This window comes from Pseudomonas sp. 910_23, from assembly GCF_052850795.1.
In genome coordinates, this window is the sequence record NZ_VXCZ01000002.1 from 302,629 (window position 1) to 319,144 (window position 16,516).

The window sequence follows — 16,516 nt, forward strand, 5'->3', positions numbered from 1 at the left end:
AAGCCGACCATTGCCGTCGGAATTGGTCAAAATTTGTGCTATATTCCGCGCCCGCGATTTTTCATCTCAACACCGGTCACCGTCATGCAAACAGCCAAGCCGTTATTTGACTATCCCAAGTACTGGGCCGAATGTTTCGGTCCTGCGCCATTCCTGCCGATGAGCAGGGAGGAGATGGATCAGCTTGGCTGGGATTCCTGCGACATCATCATCGTCACCGGTGATGCGTATGTGGATCACCCATCGTTCGGCATGGCGATCATCGGCCGGCTGCTGGAGTCCCAGGGCTTTCGCGTCGGGATCATCGCCCAGCCGAACTGGCAGTCCAAAGACGACTTCATGAAGCTCGGCGAGCCGAACCTGTTCTTCGGCGTCGCGGCCGGCAACATGGACTCGATGATCAACCGCTACACCGCCGACAAGAAAATCCGCTCCGACGACGCCTACACCCCAGGCGGCATGGCCGGCAAACGCCCGGACCGCGCCAGCCTGGTGTACAGCCAGCGCTGCAAGGAAGCCTACAAGAACGTGCCGATCGTGCTTGGCGGCATCGAAGCTTCCCTGCGTCGCATCGCCCACTACGACTACTGGCAGGACCGGGTGCGCAACTCGATCCTGATCGACGCCACCGCCGATATCCTGCTGTACGGCAACGCCGAGCGCGCCATTGTCGAAGTCGCCCAGCGCCTGTCGTGGGGCCACAAGATCGAAGACATCACCGACGTGCGCGGCACCGCGTTCATTCGCCGTGACACACCCGCGGGCTGGTACGAAGTGGACTCCACGCGTATCGACCGCCCGGGCAAGGTCGACAAGATCATCAACCCGTATGTGAACACCCAGGACACCCAGGCCTGCGCCATCGAGCAAGAGAAAGGTCCGGTGGATGACCCGGAAGAAGCCAAGGTCGTGCAGATCCTGGCCAGCCCGCGCATGACCCGCGACAAGACTGTGATCCGCCTGCCGTCGGTGGAAAAAGTCCGCGGTGACGCGGTGCTCTACGCCCACGCCAACCGCGTGCTGCACCTGGAAACCAACCCAGGCAACGCCCGCGCCCTGGTGCAGAAGCATGGTGACGTGGACGTTTGGTTCAACCCGCCGCCCATCCCGATGACCACCGAAGAAATGGACTACGTGTTCGGTATGCCTTATGCCCGCGTGCCGCACCCTGCGTATGGCAACGAGAAAATCCCGGCCTACGACATGATCCGCTTCTCGGTAAACATCATGCGTGGCTGCTTCGGCGGCTGCACCTTCTGCTCGATCACCGAGCACGAAGGCCGCATCATCCAGAACCGTTCCGAAGAGTCGATCATTCGCGAAATCGAAGAGATCCGTGACAAGGTGCCGGGCTTCACCGGGGTGATCTCCGATCTCGGCGGGCCTACCGCGAACATGTACCGCATTGCCTGCAAGAGCCCGGAAATCGAATCCGCGTGCCGCAAGCCGTCGTGCGTGTTCCCCGGCATTTGCCCGAACCTGAATACCGACCACTCCTCCTTGATCCAGCTGTACCGCAGCGCCCGTGCATTGCCGGGTGTGAAGAAGATTTTGATTGCTTCCGGCCTGCGCTACGACCTGGCCGTCGAGTCGCCTGAGTACGTGAAAGAGCTGGTGACCCATCACGTGGGTGGCTACCTGAAGATCGCCCCGGAACACACCGAGGAAGGCCCGCTCAACCAGATGATGAAACCGGGCATCGGCAGCTATGACAAGTTCAAGCGCATGTTCGAGAAGTACACCAAGGAAGCGGGCAAGGAGCAGTACCTGATCCCGTACTTCATCGCCGCCCACCCGGGTACCACCGATGAAGACATGATGAACCTGGCCCTGTGGCTCAAGGGCAACGGCTTCCGTGCCGATCAGGTGCAGGCGTTCTACCCGTCGCCGATGGCCACCGCCACCGCGATGTACCACTCGGGCAAGAACCCGCTGCGCAAGGTCACCTACAAGAGCGACGCGGTGACCATCGTCAAGAGCGAAGAGCAGCGCCGTCTGCACAAGGCGTTCCTGCGTTATCACGACCCGAAAGGCTGGCCAATGCTGCGTGAAGCGCTGACGCGCATGGGCCGCGCCGATCTGATCGGGCCGGGTAAAGACCAGTTGATCCCGCTGCACCAGCCGGCCACCGACAGCTACCAGAGCGCCCGTCGCAAGAACTCGACGCCGGCCGGCAGCCACAAGGTCGCCAAGGAAACCACCACCAGGATCCTTACCCAGCACACCGGCCTGCCGCCCCGTGGCAGCGACGGCAGCAACCCGTGGGACAAGCGTGAGCAAGCCAAGGCGGCTGCTCAGGCGCGTAACAAGCAGGCCGCCAAAGAGCGTGCCGATGCGGCCAAGGGCAAGGGCGGCAAGCCTGCGCGCAAGCCGGTAGTGCCGCGTTGATCATCGCTTGAATATGCAGAACGCCAGCCTCGTGCTGGCGTTTTGCTTTCTGGTCGAGGGTGAGCCTGTTTGGTAAGGTGGCGTCCATTAGATTGCTATCGCAGGCAAGCCAGCTCCCACACTTGGAATGCATTCCCCTGTGGGAGCTGGCTTGCCTGCGATGAGGCCGGTCTGGGCACTATCAATTTCAAGGAAGAACACTTATGGGCAACCCCTTGCTCAACATCGGCATGGACTCCAACCGCTCCCAGTTCATGGCGCGCCAGCGCATTGAAAGCCAGATCAACCTGCCGCGCCTGTTTGCGGCTATCGACGCCGATCCAGGTATCGTTGGCGCAGGCGTCGTATACATCGACGCCGACTTCAACGTCATTACCCTGCGCGAATTCAAGCCCATTTGCAGCATCAAGCCCAAGCGCATCATTTTGCGTGAAGCGCAGAAGTACATCTCGCCGGCGCAGTTTGTCGAGCAGGTGAAGACCGACCCCCGTGAAGGGCGCCTCCAGAAGGAGGCCTTTGATATGGGGCTTTCCTGTGGGGCGGCGGTGATCGGCTGGATCGTGGTGTTCAGTGGCAGCGTCGCCGTACCCTTCACCGCCGGTGCCAGTGCTTTTGTGGTGGGTATTGGCGTCACGGCCGCGCTGGCCAGCAGTGCTCAGTGCGGATTTGGCGTGGCCCGTACCTATAACGAGATCCTTGACCCGCAGGCCAACGACCGCATGGACGACGCCCAGTGGTACGGCGCGGTGTCACCGATTCTCGATGCCGCATCGTTGGTCGGTATCGGAACGGGAGCCTTCACCACATTAAGGTTGCTCAAGGCCAAAAAGGCCGCTGCCTTGGGCAAGAGTTGGTATGAGCTGCTCAAGGGCTTGAATCGCCAGGAGCGCAAGAAGTTGACCCAGGAATTGCTCAGCCTCAAAGACCCGAGCCTGACTCCCAAGTTGCTCAAGTTGCAGCAGCGCGCCGGCACGTTGCCCAAGCGCTACAGCTCCACGGAAATTCGTCATGCCACGCTCACCCAGCTCAAGGACGCCTTGGGCGGCATGTTGGGTATCTGGGGCAGCTACCGAACCGGTCACGTCGGCTCGGCGTCGACGCTTGCTATTGGCCTGTATGAGGAGCTGACGGAATGAAGGAGTTTCCCGATAGGCGCAGTTTCCTTGCGCGTTATTTCCCGGTGTTCATGGGCACCATCTTCATGGCGATCTTTTCCGGTTCGGTGGCTGTCTCCACGGCGGGCGTGACCTATTTGCGCGGTGTTGAGCCGGCGCTCAAGGCCAACTACTCCGGGGCCGCAATCCTGGTGCTGGTAGCGGTGCTGGTGTTTGGCAATGTGATGATTGCACGCGGGTTCCCCTGGGCGACCCGGCTGGTGGCGGGCTACCTGGTGTGCTGCCTGCTGTTCGTGTTGCCGATGATTCAATACGGCCTCAATACCCTAGTGTACGGCTCGGCGGTGCTGTTCCCGCTGCTGGGTTTGTTGCTGCTCAACAGTAAGCGCCATCGTGAAATGCGCCAGCGATTACTCGAAATACGTCACCTGCGTCGGGCTGTCGTTGCACAGCGTAAAGCACGCTGACGGGGCGCCCTGGCAGCGGCGATTTATTTCTCGCGAGGCAGCCATGAGGGGCGCGTCAGATTTTGACGTTTTGACGAATATTCCAGCCGTATTTCACCGCGCCTCCATCCTTGCCACCATCGGCTTTCTGCGGCTGGTAGCTGACTTCGATGGTGGCGGAGTTCAGGCCTATCACCTCGGTCAGTAAGTCGCTGCTTGTGACCGCGTCGGTTTGGTAGGACGTCACCATGACTTCCTTCATGATGATCACCAGATACTCCACGGCACTGCTGCCTCCGGCCTTGCGCACTACGAGCCTGGCTTCGGGATAATGCTTGCCGGTGGAGCAGGCCATCATCAGGTTGGGTGAGGACTTGTCCAGGGTCTTGGAAATGGTCAGGTTTTCAATATTGACCTTGCCCGCGCCGCCGCCACTGCCGGTGTGCATGGAGCCTGTCTGGGACATGCCCCAGCCCCATTTGCTGATCTCGATTTCATCGCGATGCGCCTGGTCCTTGGACTCTCCTTTGATGTCCCCCAGCTTTAAAAACATGTCAGTTGCCATGAACGCTCCCTGTTTTGGGTGTGCGCCGGTAGTGGCGCGGGCGTACTTTTCCTCATCCGAGATTTGGCCTACAAGGTGCTACGTCATGATCAGGAAGTGCCTGTCCGAATAAACTGAAGTTTCTGACATTTTTAAGGGATACCCAGTCTTTAACCTCTGCACTCTTGTGAAAAGCCGGAGTAAAGGGATGACTTCAAGCGTGTTGAAAGACGGTTTCCCCAGTGCCCATTTGACCACGCGGCAGTGGGTTGAAAGCAGTATTGATCTGCGCAAGTTGTTTGCGGCTATTGATGCCGACCCCGCCATTGTCGGCGCCGGCGTGGTGTACCTCGACGCTCAGCTACGGGCGATGGTGTTGCGCGAGTTTCAGCCGATTTGCAGCATCGTGCCGAAGAAGGTGATTTTGCGTGAGGCACCCAATTATGTTGGGCGGGTGGAGTTTGCTCGGCGGTTGGCGAATGAGCCGCGTGAGTCGCAGGTGGCGTTCGAGGCGGTGAATGCGGGGCTGGCGTGTACTTCGGCGGTGATTAGTTGGATGGTGATTGCGGGGGGATTTGCGCTGACGCCATTTACTTTTGGCGGCTCTGGTGTAGCGGCCGCGATTAGCGTTGTGGGCGCGTCAGCCAGCACTGTTCAATGCTGGATTGGCGCAGGTCGAACTAAAAATGAAATGAATGACCCTGCCCTTAACGACGCTCTGGATAGCGACCGGTGGTATCAGGCCGTTATGGTCGGATTGGATGCGGCCTCGTTGTTAGGGGCGGGTAACGCAGCCATGTCGACGATTCGACTCGTCGACATGTTCAAAAAAGCAACGGGGAAAAGTACGCACCAGGTACTCAAAGGGCTGAATCGACAGGAGCGAGTAAAGCTCACCAGAGAGCTGCTGAGTATCAACCACCCGGAAATGACCCGAAAAATGATCAAGCTCAAACAAATGGCCGCAGAGATGCCAAAGCGCTACAGCTCGGCCGAAGTAAGGCGTGGCACCTTCTTACAGATGCTTGATGCTCTTGGCGCCGTATCAGGCATTGCTGGCAGTGTGAGGAGCGGGAACATCCGGATCATCGCGGTAGGGCTGTATGAGGAGATCGCAGAATGAGACTTTTAGGAAGAAGGTATCTTGTCCCTATTCGGCCTTTTTTGATCCGCAATTTTCCCGTGTTTATTGGCGTGATTTTTTCGGGCATCTTCAGCACTGCTAATGTTGTCGTATTGGTAGAAAACTATTATTTGCCATCGTTATCGAGTGTTACTGCTGTAAAAGCCGGCGTCGCATTGGCCCTCTTTATCACCTTCTGCAATGTCATGATCGCCTCCGGACGCCCGCAATGGGCGCAGGGCATGTATGCCCTTTTTATTGCCTGCCTGTTGGTTGCTGTGCCAGGTTATCATTTTTCGCCGAACTTCCTTTACGCTGAGTGCTTCTTCTGGCCGATCCTCGGCCTGCTACTGCTTCGCAGCAAACGCCATCGGGAAATGCGTGCCGCCTACGTAGAACTTCGCCACATGCGCGCTAAAGTTCGGGCGGCCATCGAAAAACGACGTAAACACGAACGCGCCATCATCAGAATAAAAAAACCGAGGTGATTCCCCACCTCGCCGGCCCCAATCGCTACCCCTCGACCCACACCCGCCACATATTTGTGCAACCCTTGCACCATAACCGCAGGCACGGCGCTGTTTTGGTGCTGTACTGCACCGGGTCTGACGTTTTAGTGCAATGACTGCTGCTGTGGCATAAGTCTTGCGCGCGTTGTGCTTATGCCCTGGCTCGCAGGAGGCCGCCGTGTCGATTCATGTCGCGTTGCACCACGTTACGCATTACCGCTACGACCGTGCTGTCGAACTCGGCCCACAAATTGTGCGCTTGCGCCCGGCAGCCCATAGCCGCACGCGGATCCTGTCTTACGCGCTGAAAGTGCTGCCCGAGCAGCACTTCATCAATTGGCAGCAAGACCCTCAGGGCAATTACCTGGCGCGCCTGGTGTTCCCGGAAAAAACCGACCAACTGCGCATCGAAGTCGATCTGGTCGCCGAGATGGCGGTGTTCAATCCGTTCGACTTTTTCCTTGAACCCTACGCCGAAAAAATCCCGTTCAGCTACGCCGCCGATGAGCAGCGCGAGCTGGCGCCGTACCTGGAAACCTTGCCGCTGACGCCAAGGTTTGCCGCCTACCTGGCCGGTATTGACCGCACACCCTTGCCTGCGGTGGATTTCCTGGTTGGGCTGAACCAGCGCCTGGCCGCCGATATCGGCTACCTGATCCGCATGGAACCGGGCGTGCAAACCCCGGAATTCACCCTGGAAAACGCTTCCGGCTCCTGCCGCGACTCGGCCTGGCTGTTGGTGCAATTGCTGCGCAATCTTGGCTTGGCGGCGCGATTTGTCTCTGGTTATCTGATTCAGCTCACCGCTGACGTCAAAGCCCTCGACGGCCCCTCCGGCACCGAAGTGGACTTCACCGACCTGCACGCCTGGTGTGAAGTGTATTTGCCCGGCGCCGGCTGGATCGGCCTGGATGCCACCTCCGGTTTATTTGCCGGTGAAGGGCATATCCCATTGGCCTGCAGCCCCGATCCATCGTCTGCCGCACCCATCAGTGGGTTGGTGGAACCGTGCGAATGCGAATTTACTCATGAGATGTCGGTGGAGCGTATATGGGAAGCCCCTCGGGTAACCAAGCCCTACACCGAAGAACAATGGCTGGCGATCCAGGCCCTGGGCCGACAGATTGACGGCGACCTGCTCAAGCATGACGTGCGCCTGACCATGGGCGGCGAGCCAACTTTCGTGTCCATCGACGACCCCGACGGCGCCGAATGGAACACCGCCGCCCTGGGGCCGGACAAGCGTCGCCTGTCCGCCGAGCTGTTCCAGCGCCTGCGCCGGCACTATGCACCCCAGGGCCTGGTGCATTTCGGCCAGGGCAAGTGGTACCCCGGCGAGCAACTGCCGCGTTGGTCGCTCAATTGCTACTGGCGCCGCGATGGGGTGCCGATCTGGCACAACAGTGCGCTGATCGCCGATGAGCAAGAGGACTATGGGGCTGACGGCGCGATGGCCGGACGTTTCCTGGCCAGCGTCGCCGAGCGTCTGAAGTTGCCGGCGCGCTTTGTGTTCCCTGCCTTTGAGGACAACTTCTACTACCTGTGGCGCGAAGGCACACTGCCGCAAAACGTTAGCGCCCAGGACCCGCGCTTAAGCGACGAACTGGAGCGCGAACGCCTGCGCAAAGTCTTCGTCCAGGGCCTGGACAAGGTCATCGGCCAAGTGCTGCCGTTGGCGCGCACCGCCGCCAATGATCGCTGGCAGAGTGGGCGCTGGTACTTGCGCGATGACCACTGCCGCCTGGTGCCGGGCGATTCGCCGTTGGGTTATCGGCTGCCGTTGGCTTCGCAGCCGTGGGTGACAGCGGCGGAGTATCCGTTCATACACCCGACCGACCCGAACCAGGATCAGCCGCAGCTGCCCACGACCGCGCAGTTGCACAGCCACGACGAGCCGGCCCCAAGTGATGAGCGTGTGCCAAAGGTCGACGAATCCGCCGATTGGCTGACCCGCACTGCGCTGTGCGCCGAAGCGCGGGAAGGACGCCTGTACCTGTTCATGCCGCCGCTGGAGCGCGTGGAGGATTATCTGGAGCTGGTGACGGCCATCGAGGCCACCGCCCAGGAACTGCATTGCCCCGTGTTGCTGGAAGGCTACGAGCCACCCGCCGACACACGCCTGAGCAATTTTCGCGTGACGCCGGACCCGGGTGTGATCGAGGTCAACGTGCAGCCATCCGCCACCTGGGATGAGTTGGTGGAACGCACCGAATTTCTTTACGAAGAAGCCCGGCAAACCCGCCTGACCACCGAGAAATTCATGATCGACGGGCGCCACACCGGCACCGGCGGTGGTAACCACTTCGTCCTCGGCGGTGCGACGCCCAAGGACTCACCATTCCTGCGTCGCCCCGATTTGCTGCGCAGTCTGATCAGCTACTGGCATAACCATCCGTCGCTGTCCTACCTGTTCTCCGGCCTGTTTATCGGCCCGACCTCCCAGGCGCCACGGGTGGATGAGGCGCGCAACGATGCGCTGTATGAACTGGAAATCGCCTTCGCGCAGATGCCGGCACCGGGCGAGGAATGCCCGCCGTGGTTGGTGGACCGCCTGTTGCGCAACCTGCTGATCGACGTGACCGGCAACACCCATCGCGCCGAATTTTGTATCGACAAACTCTACTCGCCGGAGGGTGCCACCGGCCGCCTGGGCCTGCTGGAGTTGCGCGCTTTCGAAATGCCTCCCCATGCGCACATGAGCCTGACTCAGCAATTGCTGCTGCGCGCGCTGGTCGCACGGTTCTGGCGCGAACCTTATGCGCCGCCGAAGCTGGCGCGTTGGGGCACCGAACTGCATGACCGCTTTTTGTTGCCGCATTTTATCGAACAGGACTTTGCCGACGTCATTGTCGAGCTCAACGCTGCCGGTTATCCGCTGCGGGCCGAGTGGTTTGCCGCGCATCTGGAGTTCCGCTTTCCCAAAGTGGGTGATTACGCCGTCAGCGGTATCGAACTGGAACTGCGCCAGGCATTGGAGCCTTGGCATGTGTTGGGCGAGGAGGGCGCGGTAGGCGGGACGGTACGTTATGTGGATTCGTCCCTGGAGCGCCTGCAAGTCAAGTTGAGTGGCCTGCCGGCGCAGCGCTATCTGCTGACCTGCAACGGCATACCCGTGCCGCTGCAACCGACCGGTCGGGTGGGAGAGTTTGTTGCCGGTGTGCGTTACCGCGCCTGGCAACCGGCCAACTGCCTGCAACCGACCATTGCAGTCCATGCGCCGTTGGTGTTCGACCTGCTCGACACCTGGATGCAGCGCTCGCTGGGTGGCTGCCAATACCATGTGGCGCATCCGGGCGGACGCAATTACGACAGCTTGCCGGTCAATGCCAATGAGGCGGAAAGCCGGCGCATGGCGCGGTTTTTCCGCTTGGGGCATAGCCCTGGCAAGCTTGTGGTGCCGACTGTAGTGGTGAACGGTGAATTGCCAATGACCCTGGATTTGCGGCGTTTTACAAAAAATAAGGAATGAACATGATCCAAGTGTGGGAGCTGGCTTGCCTGCGATAGCGGTGGTTCAGTCGATAGTTCTGGTGACTGACACACCGCTATCGCAGGCAAGCCAGCTCCCACATTGGATCGTAGTGAATTTGAGTTAACCTGACTTCCCTTGCCTCTGCCGAGCGTTCCATGTCCGACTTGCTCGACCGTTACCCGCTGACCGCGGGCACCTATCACGAACTGCTGGACGCCGGCGGCGCGGTGCGTGCCCATTGGCAGCGCCTGCTCGACCATCTGCAACGCAGTACGCCCGCACAATTGGCCCAGCGCCAGGCGTTGCTGACGCGGCAGATCCAGGAAAACGGCGTGACCTATAACGTCTACGCCGACCCCAAGGGCGCTGATCGCCCGTGGGAGCTGGACCTGCTGCCCCATGTGCTGGCCGCTGATGAGTGGCGGCAGTTGTCGGCCGGTATCGCCCAGCGCGCGCGTCTGCTCAATGCGGTACTCGCCGACCTCTATGGTCCGCAACGCCTGATCAAAGAGGGGCTGTTGCCTGCCGAGCTGGTATTTGGGCATAACAACTTTTTATGGCCGTGCCAGGGTATCCAGCCGCCGGACGGTGCTTTTCTGCACCTGTACGCCGTGGATCTGGCGCGCACTCCCGATGGCCGTTGGTGGGTCACCGCCGACCGTACCCAGGCGCCGTCGGGCGCCGGCTACGCCTTGGAAAACCGCACCATTGTGTCTCGCGCCTTCCCGGATCTGTACCGTGACTTGCAGGTGCAGCATCTCACCGGTTTTTTTCGCACCTTGCAGGAAACCCTGGCCCGCCAGGCGCCCGGCGATGACCAGCCGCCACTGATCGTGCTGCTCACGCCGGGGCGTTTCAACGAAAGCTATTTCGAACATCTGTATCTCGCCCGCCAGCTCGGCTACCCACTGGTAGAAGGCGGCGACCTTACCGTGCGCGACAGCACGGTGTTCCTGAAAACCCTCAGCGGTCTGCGCCGGGTCCACGCGATCATGCGCCGCCTGGATGACGATTTCTGCGACCCTCTGGAGCTGCGTACCGACTCGGCCCTGGGCGTGCCCGGCCTGCTTGACGCCGTGCGCCAAGGCAATGTGCTGGTGGCCAATGCCTTGGGCAGCGGCGTGCTGGAGTCGCCGGGCTTGTTGGGGTTCCTGCCGAAGATCAACGAGTTCCTGTTCGGTGAAGCGCTGATCCTGCCGTCGATTGCCACCTGGTGGTGCGGCGAGGCACCGGTGCTGGCCGAGGCACTGGAGAAGCTCCCGGAACTGTTGATCAAGCCGGCGTTTCCTTCGCAAAGTTTCGCCCCGGTGTTCGGTCGTGATTTGAATGAACAACAACGCCAGGCCCTGGCCGAGCGGATGCGCGCGCGGCCTTACGCCTATGTCGCTCAGGAGCTGGCGCAGTTGTCCCAGGCGCCGGTGTGGCATACCGAAGAAGATCATCTGCAACACCGCGCCATCGGGATGCGTGTGTACGCGGTAGCCAGCGATGAGGGGTATCGCGTGCTGCCCGGTGGCCTGACCCGTGTGGCCGCCGACGCCGATGCCGAAGTGGTGTCGATGCAACGCGGCGGTGCGAGCAAGGACACATGGGTGCTCGGCGAGCGCGCCAGCGCTGGTGAACAGTGGCGTGCCCAGCGCGCCATTGGCGTGCATGATCTGGTGCGCCGCGACCCGTATCTGCCGTCGCGGGTGGTGGAAAACCTGTTTTGGTTTGGCCGTTATTGCGAACGCTGCGATGACAGTGCGCGCTGGCTGCGCATTGTGCTGGCGCGTTATGTCGACGGCGACGATCCGTTGGCATTGCAGGCGGCGGTCGAACTTGGAGAAAGCCTGCGCCTGTTGCCGGAGGAGGGCGAGCTACCGGAGCGTCTGCTCGCGGCCTTGCTCGGTGATGACTGGCCCTCAAGCCTGCGCGCCAATTTGCAGCGCTTGCAGTGGGCAGCGTCCCAGGTACGCGGCAAGCTGTCGCGGGAAAACTGGCAGGCCCTGGTGGAGCTGCAACGCGAAGCCATGGAGCTGGAAAGCCAGGCCCCGGACTTCGGCGAGCTGCTGGATTTTCTCAACCGTTTGGTGATGTCTTTGGCGGCGCTGTCCGGGTTTGCCCTGGATGATATGACCCGCGATGAAGGCTGGCGCTTTTTGATGATGGGCCGGCGCATTGAGCGTCTGCAATTTCTGAGTACCAGCCTGGCAGCGTTCCTGCGCGGTGTGGCGGTGTTCGATCAGGCGGGGCTGGAGTGGTTGCTGGAGCTGGGCAACAGCAGCATCACCTATCGCTCGCGCTACCTGGCGGTGCCGCAGCTGATCCCGGTGCTCGACCTGTTGTTGCTCGATGAGCAGAACCCCCATGCGGTGCTGTTCCAGCTCAAACTGGTGAGCCGTACCGTGCGTCGCCTCAATGATGATTTTGGTGTGCCCAGGGAAACCGGCCTCGCGCCGTTGGTGGAGCGCCTGGGGCGCTTTGACCTGGGGTGTCTGGAGAACCCGTTGTTTGGCGAGCCCAGCGTGCGTGCCGCGCTGGATGGCCTGGCCGACCTGCTGCAAGCGGTCGCCGATGAGAGCGGGCAAGTGTCGGATCGCCTGGCGCTGCGCCATTTTGCCCATGTGGATGATGTCAGCCAGCAAACGGTGTCGGTGTGATGAGTGCGCGCTATCAGATTTTTCACGATACCCATTACCACTACGACAGCCCGGTGTCCCTGGCCCAGCAGCTGGCGCATTTGTGGCCACGGCCGTGTGCGTGGCAGCGTTGCACCTGGCAAACCCTGGACATCAGCCCGCCGCCCTCTTCACGCCGTGATGAGCTGGACGTGTTTGGCAACCCGATCACGCGCCTGGCGTTCGAGCGTCCTCATGATGAGCTGCTGGTCAATGCCGGGTTGACCGTGGAAGTGCTGGCGCGACCCGCGCTGGACCTGGGGCAATCGCCGGCGTGGGACCGCACCCGTGACAGTTTTACCTACAGCAGCCAGGCGCTGTCGATGGAGGTGATTGAAGCCTGCCGCTATCGCTTCGAATCGCCTTACGTGCATCTGAAAAAAACCTTCGTCGAGTTCTCTGAAAGTTGCTTCCCGCCTGGCGAGCCGTTGTTGGTAGGCGTGCAGGCGTTGATGCAAAAGATTTTCAGCGAATTCACCTTTGATGCCGAAGCCACTCAGGTCGCCACGCCGCTGGTGGAGGTGCTGGAGCGCCGTCGCGGTGTGTGCCAGGACTTCGCCCACCTGATGCTCGCCTGCCTGCGCTCACGGGGCCTGGCGGCGCGCTATATCAGCGGCTACCTGCTGACCCAGCCACCGCCCGGCCAGCCACGGCTGATCGGCGCCGATGCGTCCCATGCGTGGGTCTCGGTGTTCTGCCCGCGGTCGGGCTGGGTGGATTTCGATCCGACCAACAATGTGCAGCCGGCACTGGAGCACATCACTCTGGCCTGGGGCCGGGATTTCTCCGATGTGTCGCCGTTGCGTGGGGTGATTCTGGGAGGCGGGAGCCATGACCCGGAGGTGCGGGTGACGGTGATGCCGCTGGAGTAGCGGTGGGTTGGGGTGAACAGGGAGGGCCTGCTCACCCCAACAAAATTTATTCAGCCGGGTCTTTCGGGGTTTCGGTCTCGTCAGTTGCTGCTTCACCTTCCGCATCCGGGTTCAGCGCGCCGGCTTCTTCGTCTGCAGCGGCTTTCTTGCGTTGCAGCTTTTCCTCTTTCTTCTGTTCCTTTGCCAAGTCTCTCTGACGTTTGGCGAAGGAGTAATTAGGTTTGGCCATGGGCGATCCTCTAGGGTCGAAGGTGAGGGTAGGCGGCGCGCAGCTGCCTTGGGTCGTCATGGTAGCAGCTTCAGGGTGCCCTTTGCTTTCACTTACCGCAGGCGTAGGCGGCCAGCAGGCCGTTGAACAGGTGATTGAGGTGCATGGCATGAACTCCCGTGAGTGATGGGGCGATCATAGGCAGGGTGCGGCAGTTTGGCTGGTTGATTGTGTTGATCAACCTGATAGCCTAAAGTTGTATACAATCTGTTGATGCAGATCATAAGAAACTAAGCCTGCTTGAGGCACCCTTGTCGCAATACGCGTTTTCTAACCCTGCCCTGGAGATTCACATGTTCGCCAAACTCGTTGCTGTTTCCCTGCTGACTCTGGCTAGCGGCCAGTTGCTTGCTGCAGAGTGCAAGGTCACTGTCGACTCCACCGACCAGATGTCTTTCAATACCAAAGAAATCACCATCGACAAGAGCTGCAAGCAGTTCACCGTTGAGCTGACTCACTCGGGCAACCTGCCCAAGAACGTGATGGGCCATAACTGGGTGCTGACCACTGAAGCCAACATGCAGCCTGTGGCTACTGACGGTATGGCTGCAGGTATCGATAAGGATTATCTGAAAGCCGGTGATGACCGCATCATCGCCCACACCAAGATCATTGGTGCTGGCGAGAAAGACTCGGTGACCTTCGACGTCTCCAAGCTCAAAGCCGATGAGAAGTACAGCTTCTTCTGCTCGTTCCCTGGCCACATCTCGATGATGAAAGGTGCCGTGGTCCTGAAGTAACACCGCGTTATCGTTCATCGGGGGCAAGCCCCCTCCCACATTTGAATGTATTCACAAATCAAAGTGTGGGAGGGGGCTTGCCCCCGATGGCATTCTGGCAGTCACTGCAAAATCAGCTGACTCACCTTAAGGCGCAAACGGCATCACCCGCTTGTGCTCAGTCTTGCGATACGTCTCGCAGATAATCCTGAACGCCTCCTCACGCACCGGCTCACCGTGCAGGAACGCATCAATCTCTGCATAGGTCACGCCATGTGACGCCTCGTCTGGCTTGCCCGGCGACAAGTCTTCCAGGTCCGCCGTCGGGATCTTCTCTACCAGTGACTCGGGCGCACCAAAATGCCGGGCAATCGCTCGCACCTGGTTTTTCACCAGCCCGCTCAATGGCGCCAGATCGCAGGCACCATCACCGAACTTGGTGAAAAATCCCATCACCGCTTCCGCCGCATGGTCGGTACCAATCACCAAGCCACTGGCCGCGCCGGCGATGGTGTACTGCGCCACCATGCGCATACGCGCCTTGGTGTTGCCCAGTACGAAGTCGCGGGACACCGCCGCCTTGCCTTCAAACGCTGCGACTTCATTGGCCAGGGCTTTGACCGCCGGGCCGATGTTGACGGTGTGGCGCTCGTCCGGCTCGATGAAGTCCACCGAAGCCTGGGCTTCGTGTTCGTCGAACTGGGTTTCGTAGGGAAGGCGCACGGCGATAAAACGATAAGCCTCATCGCCAGTGCTGGCGCGCAGTTCCTGCACGGCACGTTGGGCCAACAGGCCTGCGGTCAGGGAGTCGACGCCGCCGCTGATGCCCAGCACCAGGGCCTTGAGCCCGGAATTGCGCAGGCAGTCCTGGATAAAGGCTACGCGCCTGGCGACTTCTGCCTCCAGTGCGGCCTGGTCTTTGAACGGTGCTTGCACCTTGAGCTGCTGCGCAATCTCACGCTGTACGGCTTGCATGCTTCACTCCTTGCTGGATAGGGCAGGTACTTTGAAAACGTGACGCAAATAGGCGACAAAATTCGGGTCGGTGCAATGGGTCTTGCCCGCTTCATCGGAAATCTTGGCGACGGGCTGGCCATTGCAGGCGGTCATTTTAAGCACGATGCTCATCGGTTCCACCCCCGGAATGTCGCAGGTGAGGTTGGTGCCGATACCAAAGCTCACATTGATCCGACCCCGCAACGCGCGGAATATTTCCAACGCCTTGGGCAGCGTCAGACTGTCGGAGAACACCAGGGTCTTGCTCATCGGCTCGATGCCCAGCTTGTGGTAGTGGGCGATGGCTTTTTCCGCCCACTGAATCGGATCACCGGAGTCGTGGCGCAGGCCGTCGAACAGCTTGGCGAAGTACAGATCGAAGTCGCCAAGGAAGGCGTCAGTGGTGATGCAATCGGTCAGGGCAATGCCCAGCAGGCCACGGTACTCACGCACCCAGCAATCCAGGGCGGCGATCTGGCTGTCGATCAGGCGTGGGCCGAGTTGCTGGTGGGCCATGATCCATTCGTGGGCCATGGTACCCAGCGGCTTCATATCGAATTCGCGAGCCAGGTGCACGTTGCTGGTGCCGACAAAGCGCCCTGGGAAGTCGTGTTTGAGCACGCTTACCACTTCTTCCTGCACGCGGTACGAGAAGCGGCGGCGCGTGCCGAAGTCGGCCACTTGCAGTTCCGAGAGTTCATCGCTGGCGGCATTGTCCGTCAGCCAATCGAACTTGCGGTACAGCTGTTCGCGGGCCTGTTCGAGGATCACGGTCTGGTAGCGATAGCGGTTACGCACTTCGCTGACGATGGCCAGCATCGGCACTTCAAACAGGATCACATGCAGCCACGGTCCGCGCAGGCGGATAAACAACTCGCCGTTCTCGATACCGGTCTGCACATACCGCAGATTGAAACGGAACAGCCCGAGGAAGCGCAAAAAATCCGGCTTCATAAAGCTGATGCGTTCCAGAAAACCCAATTGATCGGGGCTCAGGCTCAACTCGGCGAGGCGTTCGATCTGGTAACGGATCTCCGCCAGGTACGGGCGCAGGTCTTCGCTGTTGCGGCAACGGAACTCCCATTCAACTTCCACATTGGGGTAGTTGTGCAGCACCGCCTGCATCATGGTCAGCTTGTAGAAGTCGGTGTCGAGCAGGTTCTGCACGATGCGATCGGCAAACACACTCTCGCTCATAACGGGAATCTCCAGACGGCTCGGCGATGGGCGCCGGCCTTTACGCACAATTAAGGAAGGGGGCTAGTGGCGCATACACGTGGGTCGGTTTGCCAGTGATTTTTTTGCCACGGCCACTGGCGCTATCGGGAGCAAGCCCCCTCCCACAGGTTGAAATGCGTTCCAAATGTGGGAGGGGGCTTGCTCCCGATAGCGGTATTCCAGGCA

At 60.4% G+C, this 16,516-nt stretch carries 13 protein-coding genes; 9 read left to right on the top strand and 4 right to left on the bottom strand.

The window, feature by feature from the left end; all coding sequences use genetic code 11:
* The first annotated feature begins 84 nt into the window (after window positions 1–84).
* From FW800_RS03475 to FW800_RS03485, 3 genes are all read left to right on the top strand, one after another.
* Window positions 85–2,388: a YgiQ family radical SAM protein gene (locus FW800_RS03475; RefSeq protein WP_005784258.1), complete on the top strand. Its 2,304-nt coding sequence runs from the start codon at window positions 85–87 to the stop codon at window positions 2,386–2,388.
* Between the two features lie 203 nt (window positions 2,389–2,591).
* Entirely contained in the window at window positions 2,592–3,524 is a 933-nt protein-coding gene (locus FW800_RS03480) for an NAD synthetase (RefSeq protein WP_446436971.1), read from the top strand.
* A complete protein-coding gene (locus tag FW800_RS03485; RefSeq protein ID WP_122732389.1) occupies window positions 3,521–3,970 on the top strand; it encodes a hypothetical protein in 450 nt (149 codons plus the stop codon). The genes FW800_RS03480 and FW800_RS03485 overlap by 4 nt, the downstream gene beginning before the upstream one ends.
* 55 nt (window positions 3,971–4,025) lie before the next feature.
* On the opposite strand, the gene FW800_RS03490 is transcribed toward FW800_RS03485, so the two are convergent.
* Window positions 4,026–4,514, bottom strand: coding sequence for an Hcp family type VI secretion system effector (locus tag FW800_RS03490; protein WP_446436972.1), 489 nt, complete (start codon window positions 4,512–4,514; stop codon window positions 4,026–4,028).
* 187 nt (window positions 4,515–4,701) lie between these two features.
* On the opposite strand from FW800_RS03490, the gene FW800_RS03495 reads away from it, so the two are divergent.
* The 5 genes from FW800_RS03495 to FW800_RS03515 all read left to right on the top strand — a co-directional run bounded on the left by FW800_RS03495 (window position 4,702) and on the right by FW800_RS03515 (window position 13,129).
* The gene (locus FW800_RS03495) at window positions 4,702–5,616 is read left to right on the top strand and encodes an NAD synthetase (protein WP_446436973.1); all 915 of its coding nucleotides are present in this window, start codon (window positions 4,702–4,704) and stop codon (window positions 5,614–5,616) included.
* A complete protein-coding gene (locus tag FW800_RS03500) occupies window positions 5,613–6,104 on the top strand; it encodes a hypothetical protein (RefSeq protein WP_446436974.1) in 492 nt (163 codons plus the stop codon). The genes FW800_RS03495 and FW800_RS03500 overlap by 4 nt, the downstream gene beginning before the upstream one ends.
* 199 nt (window positions 6,105–6,303) lie before the next feature.
* Window positions 6,304–9,594, top strand: coding sequence for a transglutaminase family protein (locus tag FW800_RS03505; RefSeq protein WP_446436975.1), 3,291 nt, complete (start codon window positions 6,304–6,306; stop codon window positions 9,592–9,594).
* 158 nt (window positions 9,595–9,752) lie between these two features.
* Window positions 9,753–12,239 (top strand): circularly permuted type 2 ATP-grasp protein, encoded by a 2,487-nt coding sequence (locus tag FW800_RS03510; protein ID WP_032878180.1) that lies wholly within the window; start codon window positions 9,753–9,755, stop codon window positions 12,237–12,239.
* A complete protein-coding gene (locus tag FW800_RS03515) occupies window positions 12,239–13,129 on the top strand; it encodes a transglutaminase family protein (RefSeq protein WP_446436976.1) in 891 nt (296 codons plus the stop codon). Before FW800_RS03510 ends, FW800_RS03515 begins: the two co-directional genes overlap by 1 nt.
* Window positions 13,130–13,175: 46 nt before the next feature.
* Here the strand turns inward: FW800_RS03515 and FW800_RS03520 are convergent, their stop codons facing one another.
* Window positions 13,176–13,358 (bottom strand): hypothetical protein, encoded by a 183-nt coding sequence (locus tag FW800_RS03520; RefSeq protein ID WP_005784271.1) that lies wholly within the window; start codon window positions 13,356–13,358, stop codon window positions 13,176–13,178.
* Between the two features lie 332 nt (window positions 13,359–13,690).
* On the opposite strand from FW800_RS03520, the gene azu reads away from it, so the two are divergent.
* Window positions 13,691–14,137, top strand: coding sequence for an azurin (gene azu, locus FW800_RS03525; RefSeq protein ID WP_043047849.1), 447 nt, complete (start codon window positions 13,691–13,693; stop codon window positions 14,135–14,137).
* Between the two features lie 126 nt (window positions 14,138–14,263).
* On the opposite strand, the gene nadE is transcribed toward azu, so the two are convergent.
* Window positions 14,264–15,091, bottom strand: a complete 828-nt coding sequence (gene nadE / locus FW800_RS03530) for an ammonia-dependent NAD(+) synthetase (protein ID WP_078820150.1) — start codon at window positions 15,089–15,091, stop codon at window positions 14,264–14,266.
* A gap of 3 nt (window positions 15,092–15,094) precedes the next feature.
* Window positions 15,095–16,309 (bottom strand): nicotinate phosphoribosyltransferase, encoded by a 1,215-nt coding sequence (gene pncB, locus FW800_RS03535; RefSeq protein ID WP_446436977.1) that lies wholly within the window; start codon window positions 16,307–16,309, stop codon window positions 15,095–15,097.
* Window positions 16,310–16,516: the final 207 nt, after the last annotated feature.